This window comes from Paenibacillus sp. 05T425, assembly GCF_056396205.1.
This window is the reverse complement of sequence record NZ_JBFTLA010000007.1, coordinates 141,000-164,869: the sequence shown is the minus strand read 5'-3', so window position 1 is coordinate 164,869 and position 23,870 is coordinate 141,000. Positions and strand designations below refer to the sequence as shown.

Genomic DNA, 23,870 nt, shown 5'->3' with positions numbered 1-23,870 from the left:
AATTAACCGATTCGTGCTCCTTCAAAACGTGTGCCTACGTTTGCTTCAATGTTGCCGCCTGCAACACCGCTAATCGTAAAAAAAACTTGTACCCGATCGCCGACGCGCAGCCGGGCAAGTCCGCCCGCATCAATGCTTCCGTCGCCGAACGGGAACGTTTCGCGATCGGTTAGGATAGGCGCGTCGTTTGCCCGGATCGCTAGTCCGACATCAACCGCTCCAGATGCGTTACTGTCGAATCTGACACTTGCAGTAATTGAATATACGCCGCTTCTCTTCGGAATAAACGTCGATGTTGCGGGATCATATTCATTATTGAGATCGAATTGCTCCAAACCGTACAATACCTGAGGGAACGGGTTGCCTCCTGCGCCAGGCACGGGCTGGACCGCATTGGCAATAGCTCTAAACGCCGAATTGCATCCACAAGTATGTTTTTTGCAGGAGCATCTTTTTTTCGTCGGCCGTTTTGCGCATTTCGTCACGCGATTTTTTACATGACATACCTGTTTCTTGGGAGAGCATACTGTTTGCTTTTTAAACATTCCGCCACCGTCCTCTATTAATCTGGCATGAGCTATATAATAGAGTATGTAGCTCAAAAGTTTATTGATTGGATATGAGCCCGGAAAAGTAGAGTGGTGCACATACATTGACGAGATCCTTATGGACTGATATACTCACTTAATCGTAACAATTACGATTAAACCGATATGAATCGGTTTTTCTTTCGATATCTAATCGTAATAATTACGATATAACAATTGGAAACGAGGGGTCACTTAAGATGAGCATTTTGAGCAAATTGAGCATTTTGGACAAAACGAAGAGCCGCAACAAAATTCCGGTCACGGTGCTGAGCGGTTATTTGGGTGCTGGAAAAACGACGATTATGAACCATGTTCTGAACAATCGGGAAGGATTAAAAGTAGCTGTTATCGTCAATGACCTTAGCGAGGTCAATATCGATGCCGACTTGATTCAAGGCGGCGGCGGGTTATCCCGCACGGACGAGAAGCTCGTGGAAATGTCGAATGGCTGCATTTGCTGTACGCTGCGCGAAGACTTGCTTCGGGAAGTAGAGAAGCTTGCGATGGAGAATCGGTTCGATTATATTTTGATTGAATCGACTGGTATAAGCGAGCCTGTTCCAGTAGCGCAGACGTTCACCTACTTGGATGAGGAGCAAGGGATTGATCTATCGAGGTACTGCACATTAGACTGTATGGTCACTGTCGTGGATGCTTATAGATTCTGGCATGATTACTCCTCGGGGGAATCGCTGCTGGAACGAAGCCAGGCAGCTTCCGAGGACGATGCGCGCTCAGTCGTGGATCTGCTTATTGATCAAATCGAGTTTTGCGATGTGCTTATTCTTAACAAATGCGATTTAGTAGAGGAAGAGGATCTAGCGGAGCTGGAAGGCGTTTTGCGTGCGCTTCAACCGAGAGCCAAGTTGATACGCGCTGCAAGAGGACGGGTCAATCCGAAAGATATTTTGCACACGTCGTTGTTCAACTTTGATGAAGCGAGCCGATCAGCGGGTTGGATAAAGGAAATGGAAGCGCCGCACCATACGCCGGAGACGGAGGAATACGGCATCGCTTCTTTCGTTTATGAGCGAGCAAAGCCGTTCCACCCAGGGCGATTAATGGCCTGGATGGAGCACTGGCCTGAGGAGGTCGTCAGAGCCAAAGGGATTGTCTGGCTTGCGACTCGGAATAGGATGGCCCAAAGCTTAAGTCAGGCAGGGCCATCCATTCAATTCGGGCCGGCAGGATTATGGGCTGCCGAGCTTCCGGAGGCCGAAAAGCTGGCGCTGCTCGCCGAAGAGAAGGAGCTTGCGGACAAATGGGATGAGCAATATGGCGATCGGATCAATAAGCTTGTATTCATCGGCATTGCGATGAATCGGGCCGAGCTGACGGGTTCGCTGGATGACTGCCTTCTCAGCGATCAAGAGCTCGCATCGGATTGGAGCCTGCTCATGGACGAGTTTCCGACTGTATTAGAAATGTAAGGAGCAGCAGGCGAAAATGACGTTTGACAGCGGTTGCGATCGTTGTTAACATAGCGGTATAAACGCGTGTTTACAGGAAGTGGGTACATCGATTTGAGCAAGCTGGGCAAGGAAATAAACAGTACCGAAATTGCCAGGCTTGCTGGCGTATCGCGCAGTACGGTGAGCCGTGTCATTAACAACTATTCGAACGTTCCGGAGCATACGAGGCAGAAGGTGCTCCAGGTCATAGAACAATATAATTATTTTCCGAACCTGTCAGCGCAAGTGTTGGCCGGGAAGAAGACAAGAACGATCGGCCTGTTCATGATCGATTCGGGCGATGTATCGAGCGACTGGATCGCCAGTCTGCTGCTGACGAAAGTAATTGAGAGCGCATCGAGATACGGCTACTTCGTCTTGACGCATATCGTGCGCGATCCGAAGCGGCAGGAGGAAGCGAGGGCGGTGAAGGAATGTTTCTATCAGCGCCGAATTGATGGCGGCATCTTCATTGGAGCAGCGAATGAGGAGCCGATCATCGAGGAGCTTATCGCGGAGGGCTTCATGGTCGGCATCGTTGATCATCATATGTCTGGTGAGCAAGAGCCGAATCGGATTGTATTCAACTTCGATAATGAGGCAGGTGCTGGTCTTGTTATCGATTATTTGGCGGGACTTGGGCATACGCGCATTGGGATTATTAACGGCGATTTGAACAGGTACTCGGGAGTTGCGAGGCGGAAGGGTTTCAAGGCGGCCATGGAGCGCAATCGGCTGCCTATTGTGAAGCAATGGATGATGGCAGCTGATTTCAATGAACCAAGCGGCTACTTGGCGATTAAGGAACTGTTAAAGCTTGGCGGAGAGCTGCCGACGGCGATCTTCGCAGCCAACGACAGCATCGCTTTCGGAGCTATGCGCGCATTAGGAGAAGCAGGTTTGCGCGTCCCTGATGATCTATCAATCGCAGGTTTCGACGACCATAGTCTGAGCGCCGGATTTAGTCCCCCTCTGACAACGATTCACGTTGATTTCTCGGCGATGATGGATGAGCTTACTCGCCATTTAATTGACGGAATAGAGAACGGCAGTCAAGTTTACTCACAAATAGCGATGACGAATTCGCTTATCATACGTGATTCCTGCCGGGCGCCTTCTTCTTCATAAGTGGAAGAGGCGCTTCTTCTTACAAAGAAATAAACGCGTGTTCACGCAATTCGAAGCTAATGAAGGGGGATGCTTATGTAAGGAAACCGCGATTCGGATTTTGCACAGATGCACACTAATCGAAAAGGGGAATGTTAGCTATGAACAATAATATTTTGGGCAATCGTACCATTACTCAGATTGGTCTATTGGTGCATGACATAGAAGCAACCTCGCAGGCATACGCACAGTTTTTTGGCGTGGATAAGCCTGATTGGTTCTGGACGGATGCGGTAGACAAGGCGCAGACGGAATATAACGGCGAATCATCCGTAGCTCGGGCGAAGCTTGCGTTCTTCGATATGGGAGCGCTTCAGCTTGAGCTGATCGAGCCGGATGAGCATCCGAGCACATGGAGGGATCATCTGAACGCGCATGGCGAAGGGCCGCATCATATTGCTTTTGCCGTCGAGGGCATGAAGGAGAAGATCGCCTTGATGGAGCAAAACGGTATGCCTCTTGTGCAAAAAGGGGAGTATACCGGGGGGCGTTACGCTTATATGGATACATTCAAATCATTAAAGGTTATGTTGGAACTGCTCGAGAACGATAAATGAGATAGCATCAACTGGGATATAGATGGAGGTAAATGACGAAATGCGAATATTAATTACAGGTGCAAATCGGGGGCTTGGCCTTGCCTTGGCAAAGGAAGCATGCAAGCGTGGACATGAGGTGCTGGCCGGGGTACGAGGACCAGGCTCTTCTGTGGAGAAGCTGCAGCCATTGATCGAGCAAAATGGAGAGCAACTTACGTTATTGCCGATTGACGTATCGGATGAGAATTCGATCCGATATGCGAGTGAGCAGGCAGGGGCTCGGTTCGATGGGCTCGATGTCATTATTAACAGCGCGGCTATTCTGCTTGGGCGCGATCAGAAGTTGGAACAGCTGGATGCGGAACAGCTGGAGCAGTCGTTCCAGACGAATCTATATGGGCCGATACTCGTGCTGAAGCATTTCCTGCCTTTGCTGCGCAAAGGTGAGCAGCAAGCGGTTATCAATATTAGCTCGGAGGCAGGCAGCTCGGCTGGCGCTTACGGCGGAGATTACTCTTATGCATTGTCGAAGTCTGCGCTTAACATGTTCTCTGCTCAACTACGGGCAGAGCTTGGACCGCAAGGCATACTTGTTCATGCCGTACATCCCGGCTGGATACAGACTGACATGGGCGGTGAGCAAGCGCCAGGTGATGCAGACGCTTCGGCTAGCGGCATATTGGATTTGGTGGAGAGACGGACAGCGGCGGAAGATGGTGCGCTGTTCATCGATCATCGTGGAGCGCCGATGCGCTTGTAGTGATTTGGAATAGTTGGGAGGAGCCCCTGTGAACACACTAATGTGTTCACAGGGGCTCCTCCTGCTTCTAGAGACATATAAGAAAGCCAGGCAGATGGTTTGTATCTGCCTGGCTTCTAATGAATTATAGGTAAACCGCTTTGCCGGTTTTCGCTGATTCGTAGATAGCTTCAAGGATTTGGGATACGACGAATGCTTGCTCAGGCGTCACGACAGGATCTTTGTCCTCGTCGATTGCTTTGATCCACAATCTCATCTCGAGATCGATGTCTCTTTCGGTAGCGCCGTCGTAGAACGCAACGCCGCCGGCTTTCAAGTCAATCTCCGTTGTGTACAGGCGGCTGTGCTTCTCGCCGTTGATGCGAAGGCCGTCTTTCATATCGGCTCCGCCTTCTGTACCGGACAGCGTACATTTCGCTTCGTCGACTTCAAGCGTATTGAGTGCCCAGCTTGATTCGAGCGAGATCGTAGCGCCGTTCTCCATCACGATCATGCCGAATGCGGAATCTTCAACCGTGAACTTGGCAGGGTCCCATGGTCCCCATGCATTAGCCGCGTTCTCGCGTTGCGACAACTTGTGGTACGAAGTGCCGAGTACGACTTTCGGCTTGTAGTTGTTCATCATCCACAGCGTAAGGTCAAGCGCATGCGTACCGATATCGATAAGCGGGCCGCCGCCTTGTTTCTCTTCGTCGAGGAATACGCCCCAAGTCGGAACGGCACGGCGACGAATCGCGTGAGCCTTCGCGAAGTAAATTTCGCCAAGCTCGCCTTCCTCGCAAATTTTCTTCAAGTGTTGGCTGTCAGCGCGGAAACGGTTGTTGTAGCCGACCGTCAATTTTTTGCCTGTGCGTTTCGCTGCATCAACCATACGCTGAGCGTCATGAGCCGTCTTCGCCATCGGCTTCTCGCTCATAACATGTTTGCCTGCTTCGAGCGCGTCAATGGCAATTTCAGCATGCGAATCGTTCGGCGTACATACATGAACGATGTCGATAGTAGCATCGGTTAGCAATTCTTTATAGTTCGTGTACACGCGAGCGCCTTCAGCGCCGTACTTTTGGGACGCTTCCACAGCGCGCTCTTCCACGATATCGCAGAATGCGACCATTTCAATGTTTTTCAGCTTGCTCAGCGCCGGCATATGCTTGCCGTTGGCGATACCGCCGCAGCCTACAATTGCAATACGATAAGTACGTGACATATTAAATAGCCTCCTCAGATTAAGTCTATAAAGTAGTCACGGTCTGACGTTCCATCTTCCGATAGTCGGAAGGGGTCATTCCGTAACGCTTGCGAAAGACGGTGTGCAAATAGTTGCCGGCGGCAAAGCCGGCGTTCTTCGCGATTTGCTCTACGGATAACTCGCTTGCCACAAGCTCCCGGCAGACGGCCGCAAGCCGAATATCTTCGAGTATGCGGCTGAAGGATTGCCCGTTATGAAGCTCCTTGAACAACCGCTGAATTTGCCTTACGCCGAGATTCAGCTTGTCGGCAACATCCTCCAGTGTAATCGGCCCGGCATAGTTGGCTTGGATGTATTCCATTGCGAGCCGGTACCGATAAGCCTTCATGTCGCGGGTCGGAAATTGCTTCTGCTCGCCTGCCGTCTCGTATGCGCGGACAGCACGCAGCAGAATTTGAATCACATTTTGCTTAATGGTCGTATAGCTGCCCGTATAGTTGTCCTTATAAGCCCGGTATGCATCAAGGAAACACGGCATCGCCTCATGAAGATCGGACGTCGGATAAGCAGGGAGCGCCTTCAGCTTCTCGACGCAGGCATGGGCTTCCGCATCCTCCCAGTCATCGTATACATCGGGAAGCTCGTTCTGCTCCAGGCTGCGATCGATAATATCGACATGAAGACAAAGCTCGTCCATAGCCTCAGCCGTATCCGCTTCCTGATAGTGCATGACCTCGGGCCCTGTTAAGTACAATAATCCGGACTTCAGCGCGTACTCCTGATCGACGATAATGACCTTGCCTCTGCCTTGAGGAATGAAATGGAATTCGAACTCCGCATGCTTGTGAAAGCCGATGACTCTGCCGGATGGAAAATGGGTGAGATGGAATCGCAGCACATGGATATCATAACGTCCCCATCTGATGTGAAGCTCCAATCGTTCCAGCGCATCTTCGCGTTCTCTCATCATTTCGTATGGGAAGCTAGGCAAAACCATCTCCTCCTCTGCAGTTCCAGATGCCCGTCTACTCGCTAAGCTCGCTGATCGAGATCGCTCTTCTCTCCTGAGCAGACCGGTTAGAAGCTTCCATCAGCTTCGTAAGGTCGGTTGCCAAGGAGATGTTCTCATCCGCTTGCGTGTCGTTGTTGATATGGCCGACCCATTGGTCGAATGCGCTTTCACGATTGCCAGGCAACGGAATCTTCGTCCACTTGTCGGCATATTCGCCGTTTGCGCCATTCGTGCGAAGCAATAGTTCGCCGTCCGGCGTACCATACAGCAGCGTTCCTTCCGTGCCGTGGACTTCAATCGTGAATGGCGAGTGGCTGTTCACGAAGCCAGCCTCCGCAATACCGATAGCTCCCGAAGGGGTAGACAGCACGGATACCGCGTTGTCCTCGACATCTTTGCCAGTTAAGTAACTGAACGTAGCGGATACTTCGGAAGGCATCTCGCCAAGGAACAATCTAGCGAGGTACATCGGATGACAACCAAGATCGATGAGCGCGCCGCCGGCGCATTGCTCCAAGTTGTAGAAGTGGCTAGGCAGCCAGTCCGCAATCGCTCCGTTATGGGATAAACGTGTCCGCACAAGCGTCAACTTGCCGAGCAGATTCTTCTCCAAAATATCGCGAATCGCGAGCGTATAACTATCATTTAGACGAGGCAGCGATACGGTAAGTTTCACTTTGTTGTTTGCTACTTCGTTAAGTATAACATTTGTTTCTTTTAAAGTCGGCGCAATTACTTTTTCTGTGAAAATATGTTTGCCTGCGCGTGCCGCCTTCGCGATCACTTCGGCATGCATCGAGGTTGGCGCATCGACGATAACGGCGTCAATGTCTTCTCTCGCTAACATGTCATCCAAATTCTCATAGAATGGAACGCCTTGTTTCTCGGCAGCTTCCCGTCCGCGTTCAGGAATCTCGTCCCATACGGCCGCAATTTCTGTCCCCGGGTGCGCCTGAGCTTGCTTCGTGTAATCCCATGCATGCACATGCCAATAGCTAATTTTACCTATGCGAATCATACATTCACCTCTCCATTAGTTCAGCAGTTGATTGTATAGCCTCAATATATAAATTTATGACAACAAAGTAAATGTAACATATTTATTTTCTTATTATTAGTGCAATTTCATGACCTTATATGTTCAATATTACGACACTTTGATAATCTAGCTCGTGGAAGTTGATCAACTCTTGCCATACTGCTTGCGATAGTCGCGAGGCGACTGCCGGGCGATCTTCTTGAACATTTTGCCAAAGTGGGAAAAGTTCTCGAAACCGACGGCAACCGCGATCTCCGAGATTGAGCTGTCTGAATCGCGAAGCAGGCGCTGCGCCTCCTTAATGCGGGTCAGAACGACGTAGTCGGAAAAGGCAAAACCGGTAATTTCCTTAAACATGCGGCTGAGATAATAAGAACTAATGAAGAAACGCTCCGATAGGTCTCCAAGACGAAGAGGCTCTGCATAGCTGGTGTTAATATGCCGGACGACCTCGGTTATTTTCGCATGCATCGGCGTTTCGTGCTGCATCGGCGCAAAATCATGCTGCTCCACGTAACGTGCCGCAATAAGCAGCAGTTCGGTTATAGCCGGGCCGGGGATAAGCTCATATCCCGTAGGTTTAATCTCTATTTCCGAGAGTAGTTGGCGAATGAGTTGCTCGACGCGATTTTGTTCGGACAACGGCAGGCGAATGATGGGGCTGTCTTGCCGGAACGAGCTAAGCAAATACCCGAAGTGCTCCGAAGACCATTTCTCGACTGTAGCGTCATCGAAGTGGATAATGACACGCTCGTGCGCGGCTTCGCCGGCATGCATCGTTTTGTGGAGCTCATGCTTCGGTATGAACACGAGATCGCCTTGCTCGACGGCGTATGAACGATCGCGAATAAAGTACAGCCGTTTTCCCGACAGCATGTAATAGATTTCGTAATAGGCGTGATAATGGTCGACGCTCATCGTGAACGCTTCTGATCGCTTCATGTATTCGACGTAAAGCTCCGGCGTGTCGCCGAAGCTGTAACTGTACGGTTCTTGCTCGGTGGGCATGATCTCCAGCCTCCAAAAGGTATGATTAGCGCAAGATATGCGGTATTTGATCAAAATTAAGCAGAATATGAAGAGAATTATACTACTCTTATGCGCTAAAATAAAACCAAGATAAATAGAGGAGGACGAATCAAATGACAAAGAAACGTTATGTATTGGTAGGCAGCGGCGGCAGGGCTGAATTTTTTTACGGTGCGCTTGCAACCGATTTCAAGGAAACGTCTGAGCTAACGGCATTTTGTGATATTAACCAGACCCGCATGAATTACGCGAACCGAATTTTGACCGAAAAGTATGGCTACAACGCCGTTAACACCTATAAGTCGAATGAGTTCGATCGCATGATCGAAATCGAGAAGCCCGATGCTGTAATCGTAACAAGCATGGACCGTACGCATCATTCGTACATCATTCGCGCCCTGGAGCTGGGCTGCGATGTCGTAACGGAGAAGCCGATGACGGTAGACGAGAAGAAATGTCAGGAAATACTCGATGCGGTAGAACGCACGGGCGGTAACGTGCGCGTCACGTTCAACTATCGATATGCGCCGCATCATACGAAGGCGAGAGAACTGATCGCGAGCGGCGCAATTGGCAAAGTAACGTCCGTTCACTTCGAATGGCTGCTTAACACGCAGCATGGCGCGGACTACTTCCGCAGATGGCATCGCAATAAGGGGAACAGCGGCGGCTTGCTCGTCCATAAGTCGACGCATCACTTTGACCTCGTTAACTTCTGGATCGATTCGCAGCCGGAATCGGTATTCGCCTTCGGCGACCTGTTGTTCTACGGACGCGAGAATGCGGAGCAACGCGGCGAGACGAAGTTTTATGAGCGCGCGACGGGCAATCCGATTGCCGAGAACGATCCTTTTGCGCTACACTTGGATAAAAACGACCATTTGAAATCGATGTACCTGGACGCGGAACACGAGGACGGCTACCGGCGAGATCAAAGCGTGTTCGGAGACGGCATCAATATCGAAGATACAATGGGCGTGCTTGTCCGCTATAAGAACAACGCGATTATGACTTATTCGTTAAACGCTTACTTGCCATGGGAAGGCTACCGCATCGCATTCAACGGCACAAAAGGCCGCATCGAAATGAATATCGTCGAGCAGTCTTACGTGAACTCCGGCGGCAAGAAGTCCGAGGAGGGCGCGCTGAAGGACAAGTCGATTACGGTATTCCCGATGTTCGGAGCGCCGTACGAGGTTGACGTGGAAGAAGGAGTCGGCGGTCATGGCGGCGGCGACCCCGTTCTGTTGAACGATCTGTTCGGTACGCCGGTGGAGGATAAGTGGAATCGCGCTGCCAATCACATAGACGGGGCAAGATCGATTTTGACGGGCATCGCGGCTAACCGCTCGATTCAGACGGGTCAGGCGGTACAGATCGACGATTTGGTTCATTTTTACAAAAAGTGATTATGGGGGAAAGCTGCAATGAAGCCATTTATGGACGACAACTTCTTGTTATTTAACGAGACGGCCGTTACGCTTTATCACGATTATGCGAAGCAAATGCCAATCATCGATTATCACTGTCATCTAAGCCCGCAACAGATTTATGAAAATACGAGCTTCTCCAATATTACGGAAGCTTGGCTATACGGCGATCACTACAAGTGGCGCGCCATGCGTGCGAACGGCGCGGAGGAAAGACTTGTAACCGGCGGCGAAGGCGCTACCGATTACGAGCGGTTCGCGGCTTGGGCGAAAACCGTTCCGCAGACGATCGGCAACCCGCTGTATCATTGGTCGCATCTTGAACTGCGCCGTTTCTTCGACGTGCAGGAGCTTATTAATGAGAAGAATGCTCCCGTGATCTGGGAGAAGGTTAATGCGAAGCTTGCAACGGGCAGCTTCAAAGCACGCGATCTGATCAAGATGTCGAACGTCGAGGTTATTTGTACGACGGATGATCCTGTCGATTCGCTGGAATATCATATCGCAATCAAAGGTTTGGAAGAATTCGACGTACAGGTGCTGCCGTCATTCCGTCCTGATAAGGCGCTTGAGATTAACCGCGCGACTTACCTGCCATGGATCAAGCAGCTTGCGGAAGTATCCGCCAGCTCGATCGACAGCTACGATGCGCTGCTGGACGCGCTCGCGGATCGCGTGAAGTTCTTCGACGAGGTCGGCTGCAAAGTATCCGATCACGCGCTGGACTATGTGGCGTACGCAGAGACGACGAAGGAAGAAGCTTCGGCTATATTCGCGCGCGCGCTGCAAGGCGAGAAGGTAAGCCTGGAGGACGAGAAGAAGTATAAGACGTATACGCTGCTGTTCCTTGGCCGTCAATATGCGCAGCGCGGCTGGGCGATGCAGCTTCATATTAACGCTGCGCGCAACAACAACGCGCGCATGTTCGGCAAGCTCGGCCCGGATACGGGATTCGATTCCATTAACGACAGCTCGGTGGCTTACCCGCTGTCTCGTCTGCTCGACGCGCTTGATTCGGACGACCTGTTGCCGAATACGATCGTTTATTCGCTTAACGCGAACGACAACGACGTGCTCGGCGCTCTAATTGGCTGCTATCAAGGCGGCGGCGTACCGGGCAAGATTCAGCTCGGCTCGGCATGGTGGTTCAACGATACGAAAAACGGCATGCTTGATCAGATGAACGCGCTGGCTAATCTTGGTTTGCTCAGCCGCTTTGTCGGTATGCTGACGGACTCACGCAGCTTCCTGTCCTATACGCGCCATGAGTATTTCCGCCGTATTTTATGCAACCTGCTCGGCGAATGGGTGGAGAACGGCGAAGCGCCTGCCGATCTGGAATTGCTCGGTGATATGGTGCAAAATATTTCGTACCGCAATGCGAAGCAATACTTCGGTTTTTAACGAAAAAGGATCGAAATAGAGGCCCGAATACACTAAAATGTGTATTCGGGTATTTTTTATTGGAAATGACAATTCGGATAAAGGATTTATAGGATTTGTGTAGAATTTTGTAGATTAATTATACATACTGGTAAATGCAGGTTCTGAATCATTTGACCAGCAAGAACGGACGGGCAACTTACTAAGGGAATGGTGGTATTGTCATGTTAAAGGAACAGATGAGATATTCACGTCTTGCGAATCTCACGAAGTTAATAAATACGAAGCTTGAACTGCGAGACGTGCTTGAGCATGTAACGACGGCCATATCCGAAGAAATCGTAGGTTGCGATTCTGTAGGCATTTATTTACCCCAAGAGGACGGTACTTTTAGAGGTTATGTGGGCAAGCCGGAGGTCATTAACGGTTGGACGCTCGATATGCATGTGATCGACACCGAGATGGATTTGCTTGCAAAAGAAGTCATCGAAACGAAGAAAACGATCTATATTCCGGATACGTCTCAAGATTCGCGGCCGGACCCGAGAGCCGTGCAAGGCTTTCATATCAAATCGCTGCTCGTGCTTCCCATCTCGTTCGAGCAGGAGCTGTTCGGACTTGTATTTCTGTTCGATTACGGCATTCCAATGAACTTGACCGATTCGGAAATACAGACGGTGGAAGCTTATGTAAATATGGCGGCCGTGTCGATCCAAAACGCGAGAAACTTGGCGCACAAAGAAAACTTGATCGCCGAGAAGCAGCTGCTGCTCGACGTCACTCGCGACCTCTCGCTGTGCTCTACGATGCAGGAGAGTCTGGACAGCTGTTTCTTCTATCTCGGCAAGGTGCTGGAGAACGATAATATCGGCGTACATTTGCTCGATCCGATTACGGAAAGCAAAATTAAGCCGGCCAAGCTAAGCAAGGACAGCGACTGGACGGAAGAAGACTGGATGCGCACCCATAGCAAAATAATAATCGACGAAAGCAATGATGAGGTCGTGCAAGAGGTCATTCGGACGAAGAAGGCGGTACTCATTCCGGACGTGTATGCGGACAGCCGTCCTAATCATGAGGTTTGCCGCAACTTCGGAATTAAAGGCATGCTGATGCTGCCGCTCGTGTCGATGGGCGGAGCGCTAGGCTCCATCGCGGTCGTTAAGCTCGATGAAGGCACTCTTCTCTATTCCGAGGCTACGCTTCAGCTCGCGCAATCGATCGTGGACGCGACGGCGTCGACGCTGTCGAACTTGCTCTATATGGAGAAGCAAGAAACGATCATCAAAGAGCGGACCTCTGAAATCACGGTTAAGAATAACGAGCTTGAACGCCTCGTAAGCGAATTGCAGCAGCTCAGCCGAGAGAAGGAGCTTATTCTTAATTCGGCCGGCGAAGGCATATTCGGCTTAGACCTCGATCGCAACATTACGTTCTGCAATCCGGCCGGCGTCTCCATGTTAGGCTACAGCTCTTCCGCCGAAATGATCGGCGAGCCCTCGCGGATTATTTTCAAAGGAAAGCAGCAGGAGCAAAAGTCCTCCGTTCATAAGCAAGAGTCCGACAACAAATGGGACCATTACTATGAGAATGAGCTGTTTTATCGGAAGGACGGTTCCAGCTTTCCAGTCGAAAACGTCATATCGCCAATTAAGGAAGAGGACGAAATCGTCGGCGAAGTGGTCACCTTCAAGGACATTACGCAAAGGAAGCAGATGGAGGAGGAGATTAGGCGTCGGGCCTACTTCGACAGCTTGACCGATTTGCCTAACCGTCTGCTGCTGATCGACAAGCTCAATGAAGGGCTGGTTCATGCGCAGAAGAACGGCGGCAAGCTCGCGGTCCTTTATTTGGACATGGACCGCTTCAAGTTCATTAACGATTCGCTCGGCCACAGCTACGGTGATCTTCTGCTGCGGGATGTCGCCAGCCGGCTGATCCGCTCCGTGCCGAAGGAAGCGACTATATCGCGTCAAGGCGGGGACGAATTCACGATATTCCTGCCGCACATCGAAGGCGAAGACGAGGTCATCGAGGTTGTCCGGCTAGTCGTCGACTGCTTCGCCGATCCGTTCGAGCTGATGGGCCACGAAATTTATATGAAGGTGAGCATGGGCATCAGCATGTATCCCGATCACGGCGACACGACCGAAACGTTGATCAAGAACGCGGATACCGCCATGTACAAATCAAAAGAAATCACCGGCAACAGCTATCATTTCTTCCGAAACGGCATGGATACGAGAACGTTCGAAATCATTAAGCTCGAGAACGATCTGTACAAGGCGCTCGATCAACAAGAACTAGAGCTCTATTACCAGCCGCAAATCAATTACTTGACTGGCCGAATTGTCGGCGTTGAGGCGCTGCTGCGTTGGAATCGCCCTATGAGCGGGCTTGTATCGCCGGATCAGTTCATTCCGATCGCCGAGGAAACGGCTCTTATCGTCCCTATCGGCGAATGGGTGCTGCGAACGGCATGCCGACAATTAAAAGAGTGGCAGCAGCTAGGCTATCCGTTATACAGCATGTCGATTAATTTGTCGGCGCGCCAGTTCGAGCAAAACAATTTGTTTGTTGCCGTCCAATCGGTGCTGCAAGAGGTGGGAATAGCCCCTGACAATTTACAACTAGAACTTACAGAAAATTCAATCATCAAAAACAAAGAAGTAACGTTGAAAACGATGAAGGCTTTGAAAGGGATAGGAGTGAAAATCGCGATTKACGATTTTGGAACAGGATATTCGTCGTTAGGCTACTTGTCCAGTCTGCCGATCGACACGTTAAAAATCGACAAATCGTTCCTACAGGACATTACAAGCGATGACGATCATGCTGCCATCACGAATACGATTATTACGCTGGCGCGGAACTTGAACTTGAGCGTCATTGCCGAAGGCGTCGAAACGAAGGAGCATGTTCGTTTTTTAAGCGATCGTGATTGTTACTTAATGCAAGGCTATTATTTCAGCAAACCAATGACAGCTAAGGAAATCACCGACAATTTTCTCGCGAATGAATATGATAGAGATAAGTGGAGGTAGTGGAATGAGAGCGGCAAGAGCAGTATTGGAGTTATTGAAGGCAAACGGCGTAAAGCATATTTTTGGTATCCCGGCGGGATCGGTTAACGCCTTCTTCGACGAGCTATACGAAATGCCGGAAATCGAACCGGTCGTCACGAAGCATGAAGGAGCCGCATCGTATATGGCGGCTTCCTACGCGAAGTATTCCGGCGGTCTTAGCGTGAGCATTGGCTGCAGCGGTCCGGGCGGAACGAACCTCATTACCGGTGCCGCCAGCGCGATGCGCGAGCATTTGCCGGTGTTGTTCATCACCGGTGCAGTTCCCGTGAGCACGATGGGCCTGAACGCCTCGCAGGAGCTGGACGCAGCTCCGATATTTCGTACCGTGACGAAGCACAGCGTTATCGTCAAGGAAGCGGGCGAGTTACTCTCGGAAGTGGTTAAAGCGTGCCAAATTGCGATATCGGGGGTGCCGGGGCCGGTTCATGTCGCGATACCGATTGACGTTCAGCATGCGAAAGTGGGAGAACCCGACATTCCCCTCCTTCCTCCTAGGAGGCCGATGGTTCCGAAACTGGATGTCATCGAGAAGGCGGCCGGAGCGCTGCTGAATACGAAGGACGGCTGCATACTGGTCGGACAAGGCGTCCGCGGCTCTGTCGATCTGCTGATCGAGCTGGCTGAAATGCTGAACTGGCCGATTATGACGACGCCGCAGGCGAAGGGTTATATTACGGAGCAGCATCCGCTCCACTGGGGCGTATTCGGTTTTGCCGGTCATGAGACCGCCTCGAATCTAGTTACCGAAGGAGCAGGCGGCGCGCTGCTCATCGTCGGCTCGAGCTTAGGCGAGACCGCCACGAACAATTATAACGCAAGCTTGACGAATGGCCGGTTCACGATTCAGCTCGATTTCGACCAGACGGTGTTCAATCGGAAATACGCGATCGATCTTCCCGTGTTGGGCGATATCCGCTTAAGCTTGCTCATGTTAATCGATGAGTTGAAATCGCTAGGATTGTCTGGGGTTAGCGCCAGCGGTCAACGTAAGGCGATTAAGCAGGAGACGCCAGTTACTACGGACGAAGTATATAACACACAAAATGTGCTGCGCCATATTCAGAGCAGCCTGCCGGCTGATATGAGGTATACGGTAGATATTGGCGAGTTCATGTCTTATGTCATTCACCATATGAAGGTGCTGGAGGAGGATTCGTTCGATATCAATGTCCATTTCGGAGCAATGGGAAGCGGGATCGGAGCGGCGATCGGCTCCAAGTTGGCCGAGCCTGACCGGCCCGTCGCTTGCATAACGGGGGATGGCTGTTTCTTCATGCATGGCATGGAAATATTGACGGCCAAGGAGCTTGGCTTGCCGATCTTGTTCATCGTCATGAACAACGCGCGTCTCGGCATGGTCTATCATGGACATTCGCTGCAGTTCAAGCGAACGCACCCATCCTTCGAGCAGGAGCCGATCGATATATCCCGGATGGGTGCGGCGATGCAAATTCCGAGCTACCGCATTAACGATATGAACGATCTGGACCAAGATGCCGTGAACGGGCTTCTGAACTCGAACGGACCGGCTATATTGGAAGTCGCGTTAAAGGATAACGGTACGCCGCCAATGGGTGACCGGGTCAAGTTTCTATCATCCTTCGGCAAATAAGCCTCGTCTGTTGAACTCGCGTATCGCGTCCAAAAGCGCTTTAATCGTGTGTCCCTTGAACGAGTCGGGAACAGCTTTGCCCTCAGGATCGGCATAGCGGAAGCAGATCGATTGGGAATCATACTCGTAGCCCAACCGGGATAGATCTGTAATTAAAGCCGGCGGCGGCTCAGAAGAACCGGCAAGCTCGACGTAGCGGACTGTCGCAGAGATTTKAACGTCCACATCATGAGCTCCGGTATGTACGGCGAACAGATCGTCGCTGCTTTGGATCATCCACCGGCCTTTCGAAAACATCGAAATTTGTTTACCCTCCAGCGCAGATAATGCATCCAGATTAATTCCGAAAAGTTGATTAATCCACCGGCGAATGTCCACGCCGGAAGCCGTCTTTCGGTCGGAGCTTTCGATATAAGCTTCAAAAGCGGCGCTAGGCGAGCTTTTATAGGCTCCAGTTTCAGTGTCAGTGTCAGTGTCAGTGTCAGTGTCAGCAGCAAGAAAGGGCATCAATTCTAGCTGTATAGCAAACACTTGCCTTACGACCGCGATAATGACTGCGCCGCTAGCACCGGATTCATAGGTCTCAAGCAGCTTGTCCATTTGTTCCGACTTCGTCATCATTGTGCATGCCTCCCATCTATGTCATATTATAAGGGATGGCAGTGATGTCTCATAGAGAAAGATTACCGGTACAAGCTCGTCATATACCGGAGCATTTGAGGACCGGCAATGTTAGCGGCTATTCCGAACAGCTCGGAGTTTGCCGTTTTTTTGCATACTAAATAAAAGGCGAATCCGCCGATCAGCTCGAAGGCGATAAATTCTCTCCATTTCCAGGCGGGAACGACGTAGACGGTAAATTCTTTCGTAGGTGGGGTTCGCTTTTTCAACGTGATACAACCTCCGGCTATCGGGCTCTAATCAATCATATAAGCGTATGCGGGGCGGCTTATCCAACATTCGACCTTTCAACAAAGCTTCGTCCCGTCATTCAACTAGAGGAGTGTATTCGATATGACGAAAACAACAAAAACCGTATTTGTATCAGGAGCGGATCGCGGTGTCGGACTGGCGCTGGCATCGGTATGGCTCGGCAAAGGTTATACGGTATTCGCCGGCCAATACGCGGAGGGGACGCAAGGGCTGTCTGAGCTGCAGCAGCAATACGGCGAGCAGCTGCATATTGTGCAGCTTGATGTGTCGCGTGATGAAAGTGTTGCCCAGGCGGTAAGCTATGTGGCAGACCGCGCAGGTCAGTTGGACCTGCTGTTCAATAATGCGTCGATTCTAGGCGATATTCAGGCGAAAATTACCGATGAGCTGAACTACGCGGAGATGATGGGCGTGTTCAACGTCAATACGCTCGGAAGCTTGCGGATGAGTCAGTCCTTCATGCCGCTTCTTCTGAAAGGCGAGACGAAGATGATCGTGAACATATCGTCGGAAGCGGGCAGCATAAGCAACTGCCATCGCGATAGCTGGTATGCGTATTGCATGTCCAAAGCGGCGCTTAATATGCAGTCGAAGCTCGTGCATAACGGCTTCAAGCCTTTGGGCGGCCGCGTACTCGCCATGCATCCGGGCTGGGTGCAGACGTATATGCAGGGCAAGCTGGACGCGAATGCAGAGCTGACACCAGAGCAATCCGCTGCTTCCATTACACGCGTCGTCGAAGAGAAGCTGGCGCAGCCTCAGTCGCAAGCGGAATGCGAATATGTCGATTATAACGGCACGGCTATGAACTGGTAGTTTATAATAGGAACGAGATTGGAAGGAATAGAAAGGGGATTAGTGATGAGCGATAAGATTCGAGCAATGGTGTTTGGCGACAATGAGCGCGCGCCGTATCATCCGCTTCATGCGATAGAGAAGGAACTGCAGGCGATTCTGGGCGATCGCTTCGTCCTGGAAGCAACCGATGACTATGACCGATTACACTCTGCTTCGATTGGCCAATACGATCTATGCGTCTCGTATGCCGATTGCTGGGAGGAGAAGCTGACCGATGCGCAAGTTGCCGGACTTGTCGCTTTCGTGGTGCAAGGAGGCGGCTTGCTCGTCATTCATAACGGCATATCGGTGCAGAATCGGCATGAGCTGCGCCAGTTGATTGGCGCTAAGTTTCTCGGACATCCGGAATATCAGCGGCTGAAGTTCCGTTACGCGGACAACAGTCATGAAATATGGACAGGAGCTGAGCCGTTCGAGATGGATGAAGAGCCGTATATGTTCGAGATGGACTCTTTCATCGAGACAGAGTTGCTCATGACCTATGAGATGGACGGAGAATTGTATCCGGCAGCATGGGCGCATAAGCACGGACTTGGCCGCGTTGCCTATTTGATGCCGGGCCATCATGCGCCGTCGTTCGCGAACCTTCCGTATCGCGGCCTCATTGCGAGCGCGGCGATGTGGGCGGCTCGTTAACGGGAAGCGGCAAGCACCTAGTCGTTAAGCTAAGACGATAACAGACCAACAGCAAGAAGGAGCCTGCATATGAGCGAGCCTATGTTACAGACGAAGCAGCAAGCCATAAGCATGATGAAATTATGGTCTTTTTTTCTGCCATTAGGCATTTCGGCAAGTTTGGTCACCATTTCGCACGTAATTATTAATAGTACATTAAGCAGAGCTGCTGACCCCGAGCGGATAATCGCCAGTTATGCGGTCGCGATGAGCCTGCTTGCAATTACGGAAAGGCCGGCCGTTCTGCTCCGTCAGACCTGCTCTACACTGGTTCGGGATAAACGCTCCTATACGTCGACGCTTACCGTCGCACAGCTTGTGTTTGCCAGCATTATGATAATGGGGCTGTTGATCAGCTATACACCGCTCGGGACATTCATATTTAAAGACGTATTCGGAGTCGGTGAGGACAGTGTGGACGATGTTCTTCGGGTCTATCAGGTGCTTATGTTCGTAAGTATATTTTCGGGGATTCGCTGTTTTTACCAGGGCGTTATCATTTATAATTTGCGCACCAAGTGGCTGACGATCGGCATGGCAGTCCGACTCGCCGGTATGTATATGCTCTCGCTGTATTTTATCCATACCGGGGTGCACAGCGGCGTTGTCGGAGCGTACATCTTCTTATTCGGCATGATGATCGAAGCGGCGGTCAGCTTCATGGAGGGGCGTTTGCTCGTACGCAAAATGCCGGACAAGCTGGAGGATCATACCACTAAGACCAAAAGTCATGTTTTCTCTTTTTACCGGCCGTTATTGTTCTCTTCCCTTATTTCGGTGTGGATCGGTCCGGCGATTAATGCGATGCTGGGCAAAACGTGGAATGCCGAGCTGGCCATTTCTTCCTTTGCGATCGCAGCCAGTCTCGTTATGCTGCTCAGCAGTTTTTTTAGCTATTTTCATCAAATCGTAATCAATTTCTATCCTATCGATCCCGGTGCGGTTCGTCGATTTACGCTAATGCTAGGTTTCGTGCCCGCACTGTTAATGGGGCTCATAGCCTTTACGGATTTAGGCGTTTTTTTGCTGGAGCATGTTATCGGCGTACACGGCCGATTGCAGGCAGAAAGCATTCGGGTATTGCAAAGCTTCGTGCTCTTCGCGCTCGTGATGCCTTGGCTTGATGTCCTGAATGGACTCGTATTCGTACGCAGACAGACGAAACTTATTATCGGCTCCCAAATCTCGAATCTAACTTTCACGATCATCACGCTTATCGTTTGTACCTGGCTTGCTCCCGAATGGAACGGGGCAATCGGAGCTTGGGCGCAGTCGCTCGGCATGATGGCGGAGCTCATATTCGTTGCATTGGCGCTGCGATTTATTAAAACGGATGAACCCGTTCCTGCTGCAGCAAGAGCGGCAGTCTGATAGGTCGCTATGTCATTTAGCACATAATAAAGGGGCGTCGATCCAATGATCGACGCCCCTTCTATGTGGCCGGGTTATGCGAGGAGGCTGCTCATTTCGCGGCGCAAAATATCGATCATAAGATCGCTGTGCTCCTGCGCCACAATAAGCGGCGGCATTAGCCGGATAGCAGAGGGCTTGGGCGCATTGATGAGCAAGCCTGCATCTTGGCAAGCAGCAGCAAGCTTCGGCCCCAGTCCTTCTGGGACGTCGAAGGCGAGCAATAGCCCTTTGCCGCGAATGTTCGAGATCGGCAGGTCAAGCGATAGGCCGCTTAGCTTGACCTTCAAGTACTGCCCTTGAAGCTCGGCATTGCGAGACAGGTTACTCTCGACAATTTCTTTTACGACCGCGTATCCCGCAGCCATCGACAACGGCGCTCCGGTGTAGGTGCCGCCTTGATTGCCTTGCTCGAAAATATCGTATTTGTCGGTAGTCAGCATCGCCGACAACGGGAAGCCTCCGCCGATTGCTTTGCCCAGCGTCAAAATATCGGGCTTAATCCCGTAATGCTCAAAGGCGAACAGCTTGCCGGTTCTGCCAAGTCCGGTCTGTATCTCGTCGATGATAAGCGGCATGCCGTACATATCGCAGATCTTGCGCAGTCCATACAAGTAAGCTTCATCGACGACGTTAACGCCGCCTTCGCCTTGAATGAGCTCGAGCATAATCGCGCATGTATTGTTATTGACGGCGGCGAAGCAGGCATCCAAATCGTTGATTGGCACATGCTTGAAGCCGTCTACCTTCGGAGCGAATAACGTCTCCCATTCTGGCTTGCCAGTTGCCGACATCATAGCAAGCGTACGTCCATGGAAGCCGTTCTTAACGGTAATGATCTCATAAGCGCCGTTCATCTTCTTAGCGCCATGCTTTCTTGCCAGCTTAATGGCGCTTTCGTTAGCCTCAGACCCGCTGCTCGCGAAGAACGCTTTATCCATGCCGCTAATATGCGTTAGCAGCTCAGCGAATTGAATCATCGGCTTGTTGTAGTATGCAGGGCTTGCATGCACAAGCGTTCCCGACTGCTCGGCAAGCGCCTCCCGAAGCACCGCCGGCGAGTGGCCAAGCGCATTAACGGCCCATCCTGCAATAAAATCAAGGTAACGCTTGCCTTCTGTATCCCACATAAACATGCCTTCTCCGCGTTCCATTACAATAGAAGGACGTTTGGTCGTAAAAAGTATCGATTTATCGGCTTCGGCCAGCAAGCCGGTTGTCTGTGTTGTTACAGCTGTTTCTGTTTGAATCATAAATATTCACCCGCTTATTCAGATTATTGTATAAATATACATTACACCGTATTTATATGCAATAGTTCGTGAAGTAATTCTTAACGAGCGTGGTTGGATTTTAGACTGGATTTCGTCCATTCAAATGAGGCGAACTACTCCAAAATATAAGTTTGAATGGATCTGGTACAGGCTAATGAGTCCATTTAGGCGGATGCGAGCTAGATAGACGGATTAGGCTGTATAAAATCCACTCAAAAGTAACAGAATTGCTGTAACCCTCTAGTTCATTGGACAAAATCCACTTTAACGGCTTCAGTAGCTTCCTACATAGGCAGCCATCATGCAGCTATCATCTGACGGGACGGGGAGGGATGCCTCTCATTCGCTATTTATGACAGCGCTATCATGTTATGATCAACTTAACCATAAATGAGCAGGGAGGATGAACGAGAGATGAATACGTGGAACGGGGATGCGCTTCTTGATCGGTTGTATGAGGATGCGGTGAACAAGCATAAGATGCAAGCTGCTGGGGAGACTTGGACGCAGCGAAAAGAGAAACTGAAGCAGACGCTTCGTAAGACAATCGGCGAGTTCGAGCGTAATGAGGAGCATGAGCCGCATCTGCTGGAGCGCGTCGAATGCGACGGTTATATTCGCGAGCGAGTGGAGCTGTCGGCGACGCCGGGCGTTTCTTATGCCGCGTATGTCCTCATTCCGAAGGAGGCGAGAGGTCCTCTGCCTGGTGTTCTGGCGCTGCATGGTCATGGTTACGGAAGCCGCGAAATCGTCGGCCTGCTGAAGGATGGAACGCAGGATGAAGGCATACCCGGCATACACCAGCATTTCGCGGTTCAGCTTGTGAAGCGCGGGATGATCGTTATCGCACCTGACGTGATCGGCTTCGGTGAACGCAGGCTGCTTGCCGATTTGGCTGCGAATCCGGAAGCGCCGAACTCTTGCTATCGTCTGTCGACGCAGCTTATGATGCTCGGCAAGACGCTTACCGGACTACGTGTCGCAGAAGCGCTTCATGCGTTTCGTTATGTTGCCTCGCGCCGAGAAGTGGATGAAGATCGGGTTGGCGTCATGGGCTTCTCGGGAGGCGGTCTAATCGCCTATGTGTGTGCTGCTTTGGAAGAGAGGATCAGCGCCGCGGTGCTAACGGGCTTCACGAATACGATTAAAGACAGTATATTCGCTGTGCAACATTGCATCGACAACTACACACCGGGTCTGCTCGAGCATGCGGAGCTGCCGGAACTGATCGGCTTAATTGCGCCGCGTCCGTTGTTTCTGGAATCGGGAGAGAAGGATCCGATCTTCCCTGTTGCCGGATTCCATAAGGCGGCCGCTCGAATTGAGGCAATCTACGATAGGGAGGGTGCGGCAGACAAGCTGGCGCAAGACGTTTTCCCTGGCGTTCACGAAATAAGCGGAAGGTTTGCATACGACTGGCTGAGGGACACACTCTCCAAATAATGCTCCTATGTCTTCTTCTCCTCTATGATTCGCTTTGCATACTGATTCGGGGGCATACCGACATGTTTCTTGAACACTTTGCTGAAGTAATAGGGATCGTTCAAACCAGTTAAATAGCCGATCTCGCCAAAAGTAAGGTCGGTTGTCTCGATGAGCTCCTTCGCATGCTTGATTCGTACTTGATTGACGTATTGGGTAATCGTTTGCCCCGTCATCGCTTTGAAGCAACGATTCAAATAATCATAGTTGCCCTCGAAGGCCGATTCGATTTGATGACTCGTTATTTTGTGCGGGTAGTTCTGATGGATATAATCGAGCAGACCGTTCACCTTGCCAATCGATTTGGCAGGGTAACGGTCATTTCTTTGCAGCTCGTCCATGAAGTTGTCCCGCGACAGCTCGATCAGCAGCTCCGTGAACCGCAGAGCGGTCAAGCTGTGGTTGTAATGCTTGCGCCTATACAGCTGCAGCATGTCGTTCATAGCGAGAAGCGCCTTGCGGAACCTTGCTTTGTCCGTAATCGCATGGCTTTTTGGAAAGCAGCAGTCATATTCGGACACAAGCGGATGGACAGGTTTTCCCTCTAGAAACGGCGACTGATCGTGATGAGCGATAAAATATTGAGCCAGCGCCTTCATATCCTCCACCTGAAGCGTTCTAATGTCCCCATGCTCGAAGTGAATATAATAATAATCGCATAGATCATGTTCCGTGCCTTCATGCTCCATATTCGGTTCAAGCACGTATATATCGCCTTTCCGCAGCACGAAGGAATGGCCATTCTCCTTCATATGCAGCTCGCCGCTCTTGATGAAATAGAGGACGTATTCGTCCGTAATCCGTTTGAAGTGAAGCCAAGGGCTCTTATACGATATGAAGCCTACCAGACGAATTCTTGGCACGATTTCGATATTGATCGCAAGCAAGCGAACACCTCCGTCATAACTTCAAAAGTCGGTTTTGTACAAAAAGAGTCTGTATCTTACATTCCCG

The 23,870-nt window shown here is 50.9% G+C and carries 21 protein-coding genes; 12 read left to right on the top strand and 9 right to left on the bottom strand.

Going from position 1 to position 23,870, the window contains the following annotated elements:
* Positions 1-2 precede the first annotated feature (2 nt).
* Complete coding sequence (locus tag AC1DF0_RS17970) at positions 3-380, bottom strand: ABC transporter permease (protein ID WP_442047994.1); 378 nt, start codon at positions 378-380, stop codon at positions 3-5.
* Between the two features lie 407 nt (positions 381-787).
* Here AC1DF0_RS17970 and AC1DF0_RS17965 point away from each other — a divergent pair, with 407 nt between their 5' ends.
* From AC1DF0_RS17965 to AC1DF0_RS17950, 4 genes are all read left to right on the top strand, one after another.
* Positions 788-2,020: a GTP-binding protein gene (locus AC1DF0_RS17965; protein ID WP_477574853.1), complete on the top strand. Its 1,233-nt coding sequence runs from the start codon at positions 788-790 to the stop codon at positions 2,018-2,020.
* Between the two features lie 66 nt (positions 2,021-2,086).
* The gene (locus tag AC1DF0_RS17960) at positions 2,087-3,169 is read left to right on the top strand and encodes a LacI family DNA-binding transcriptional regulator (RefSeq protein ID WP_477574852.1); all 1,083 of its coding nucleotides are present in this window, start codon (positions 2,087-2,089) and stop codon (positions 3,167-3,169) included.
* A gap of 140 nt (positions 3,170-3,309) precedes the next feature.
* A complete protein-coding gene (locus tag AC1DF0_RS17955; protein ID WP_477574851.1) occupies positions 3,310-3,765 on the top strand; it encodes a VOC family protein in 456 nt (151 codons plus the stop codon).
* 40 nt (positions 3,766-3,805) lie between these two features.
* Positions 3,806-4,507 (top strand): SDR family oxidoreductase, encoded by a 702-nt coding sequence (locus tag AC1DF0_RS17950; RefSeq protein WP_477574850.1) that lies wholly within the window; start codon positions 3,806-3,808, stop codon positions 4,505-4,507.
* A gap of 124 nt (positions 4,508-4,631) precedes the next feature.
* Here AC1DF0_RS17950 and AC1DF0_RS17945 read toward each other — a convergent pair whose 3' ends face one another.
* The 4 genes from AC1DF0_RS17945 to AC1DF0_RS17930 all read right to left on the bottom strand — a co-directional run bounded on the left by AC1DF0_RS17945 (position 4,632) and on the right by AC1DF0_RS17930 (position 8,752).
* On the bottom strand, positions 4,632-5,711 hold the full coding sequence (locus AC1DF0_RS17945; protein ID WP_475819617.1) for a Gfo/Idh/MocA family oxidoreductase: 1,080 nt from the start codon (positions 5,709-5,711) through the stop codon (positions 4,632-4,634).
* A gap of 25 nt (positions 5,712-5,736) precedes the next feature.
* Positions 5,737-6,663, bottom strand: a complete 927-nt coding sequence (locus tag AC1DF0_RS17940; protein WP_442047988.1) for an AraC family transcriptional regulator — start codon at positions 6,661-6,663, stop codon at positions 5,737-5,739.
* Positions 6,664-6,718: 55 nt separating this feature from the next.
* On the bottom strand, positions 6,719-7,723 hold the full coding sequence (locus AC1DF0_RS17935) for a Gfo/Idh/MocA family protein (RefSeq protein WP_442047987.1): 1,005 nt from the start codon (positions 7,721-7,723) through the stop codon (positions 6,719-6,721).
* 165 nt (positions 7,724-7,888) lie between these two features.
* Positions 7,889-8,752 (bottom strand): AraC family transcriptional regulator, encoded by an 864-nt coding sequence (locus AC1DF0_RS17930; protein WP_477574849.1) that lies wholly within the window; start codon positions 8,750-8,752, stop codon positions 7,889-7,891.
* Positions 8,753-8,886: 134 nt separating this feature from the next.
* On the opposite strand from AC1DF0_RS17930, the gene AC1DF0_RS17925 reads away from it, so the two are divergent.
* From AC1DF0_RS17925 to AC1DF0_RS17910, 4 genes are all read left to right on the top strand, one after another.
* Positions 8,887-10,182, top strand: coding sequence for a Gfo/Idh/MocA family protein (locus AC1DF0_RS17925; protein ID WP_477574848.1), 1,296 nt, complete (start codon positions 8,887-8,889; stop codon positions 10,180-10,182).
* A gap of 18 nt (positions 10,183-10,200) precedes the next feature.
* Positions 10,201-11,607, top strand: coding sequence for a glucuronate isomerase (uxaC, locus tag AC1DF0_RS17920; protein ID WP_442047984.1), 1,407 nt, complete (start codon positions 10,201-10,203; stop codon positions 11,605-11,607).
* A 203-nt stretch (positions 11,608-11,810) separates the two neighbouring features.
* Positions 11,811-14,630 (top strand): EAL domain-containing protein, encoded by a 2,820-nt coding sequence (locus AC1DF0_RS17915; RefSeq protein ID WP_477574847.1) that lies wholly within the window; start codon positions 11,811-11,813, stop codon positions 14,628-14,630.
* A gap of 4 nt (positions 14,631-14,634) precedes the next feature.
* Positions 14,635-16,284 (top strand): thiamine pyrophosphate-binding protein, encoded by a 1,650-nt coding sequence (locus AC1DF0_RS17910; protein WP_477574846.1) that lies wholly within the window; start codon positions 14,635-14,637, stop codon positions 16,282-16,284.
* Here the strand turns inward: AC1DF0_RS17910 and AC1DF0_RS17905 are convergent.
* Both AC1DF0_RS17905 and AC1DF0_RS17900 read right to left on the bottom strand, forming a co-directional pair.
* Positions 16,267-16,905 carry a hypothetical protein gene (locus AC1DF0_RS17905; RefSeq protein WP_477574845.1) on the bottom strand — a complete coding sequence of 213 codons (639 nt, stop codon included), beginning with the start codon at positions 16,903-16,905 and terminating at the stop codon, positions 16,267-16,269. The genes AC1DF0_RS17910 and AC1DF0_RS17905 overlap by 18 nt on opposite strands.
* Positions 16,906-16,967: 62 nt before the next feature.
* Positions 16,968-17,174, bottom strand: a complete 207-nt coding sequence (locus AC1DF0_RS17900; protein WP_442047980.1) for a hypothetical protein — start codon at positions 17,172-17,174, stop codon at positions 16,968-16,970.
* A 124-nt stretch (positions 17,175-17,298) separates the two neighbouring features.
* Here AC1DF0_RS17900 and AC1DF0_RS17895 point away from each other — a divergent pair, with 124 nt between their 5' ends.
* From AC1DF0_RS17895 to AC1DF0_RS17885, 3 genes are all read left to right on the top strand, one after another.
* Positions 17,299-18,033, top strand: coding sequence for an SDR family oxidoreductase (locus AC1DF0_RS17895; RefSeq protein ID WP_477574844.1), 735 nt, complete (start codon positions 17,299-17,301; stop codon positions 18,031-18,033).
* A gap of 45 nt (positions 18,034-18,078) precedes the next feature.
* The gene (locus AC1DF0_RS17890; RefSeq protein ID WP_442047978.1) at positions 18,079-18,711 is read left to right on the top strand and encodes a ThuA domain-containing protein; all 633 of its coding nucleotides are present in this window, start codon (positions 18,079-18,081) and stop codon (positions 18,709-18,711) included.
* Between the two features lie 69 nt (positions 18,712-18,780).
* A complete protein-coding gene (locus AC1DF0_RS17885) occupies positions 18,781-20,121 on the top strand; it encodes a multi antimicrobial extrusion protein MatE (protein ID WP_442047977.1) in 1,341 nt (446 codons plus the stop codon).
* A 74-nt stretch (positions 20,122-20,195) separates the two neighbouring features.
* On the opposite strand, the gene AC1DF0_RS17880 is transcribed toward AC1DF0_RS17885, so the two are convergent.
* Positions 20,196-21,413, bottom strand: coding sequence for an aspartate aminotransferase family protein (locus AC1DF0_RS17880; RefSeq protein WP_477574843.1), 1,218 nt, complete (start codon positions 21,411-21,413; stop codon positions 20,196-20,198).
* A gap of 435 nt (positions 21,414-21,848) precedes the next feature.
* Here AC1DF0_RS17880 and AC1DF0_RS17875 point away from each other — a divergent pair, with 435 nt between their 5' ends.
* Positions 21,849-22,877 carry a dienelactone hydrolase family protein gene (locus AC1DF0_RS17875; RefSeq protein WP_477574842.1) on the top strand — a complete coding sequence of 343 codons (1,029 nt, stop codon included), beginning with the start codon at positions 21,849-21,851 and terminating at the stop codon, positions 22,875-22,877.
* Positions 22,878-22,882: 5 nt separating this feature from the next.
* Here the strand turns inward: AC1DF0_RS17875 and AC1DF0_RS17870 are convergent, their stop codons facing one another.
* A complete protein-coding gene (locus AC1DF0_RS17870) occupies positions 22,883-23,803 on the bottom strand; it encodes an AraC family transcriptional regulator (protein ID WP_442047974.1) in 921 nt (306 codons plus the stop codon).
* Positions 23,804-23,870 lie beyond the last annotated feature (67 nt).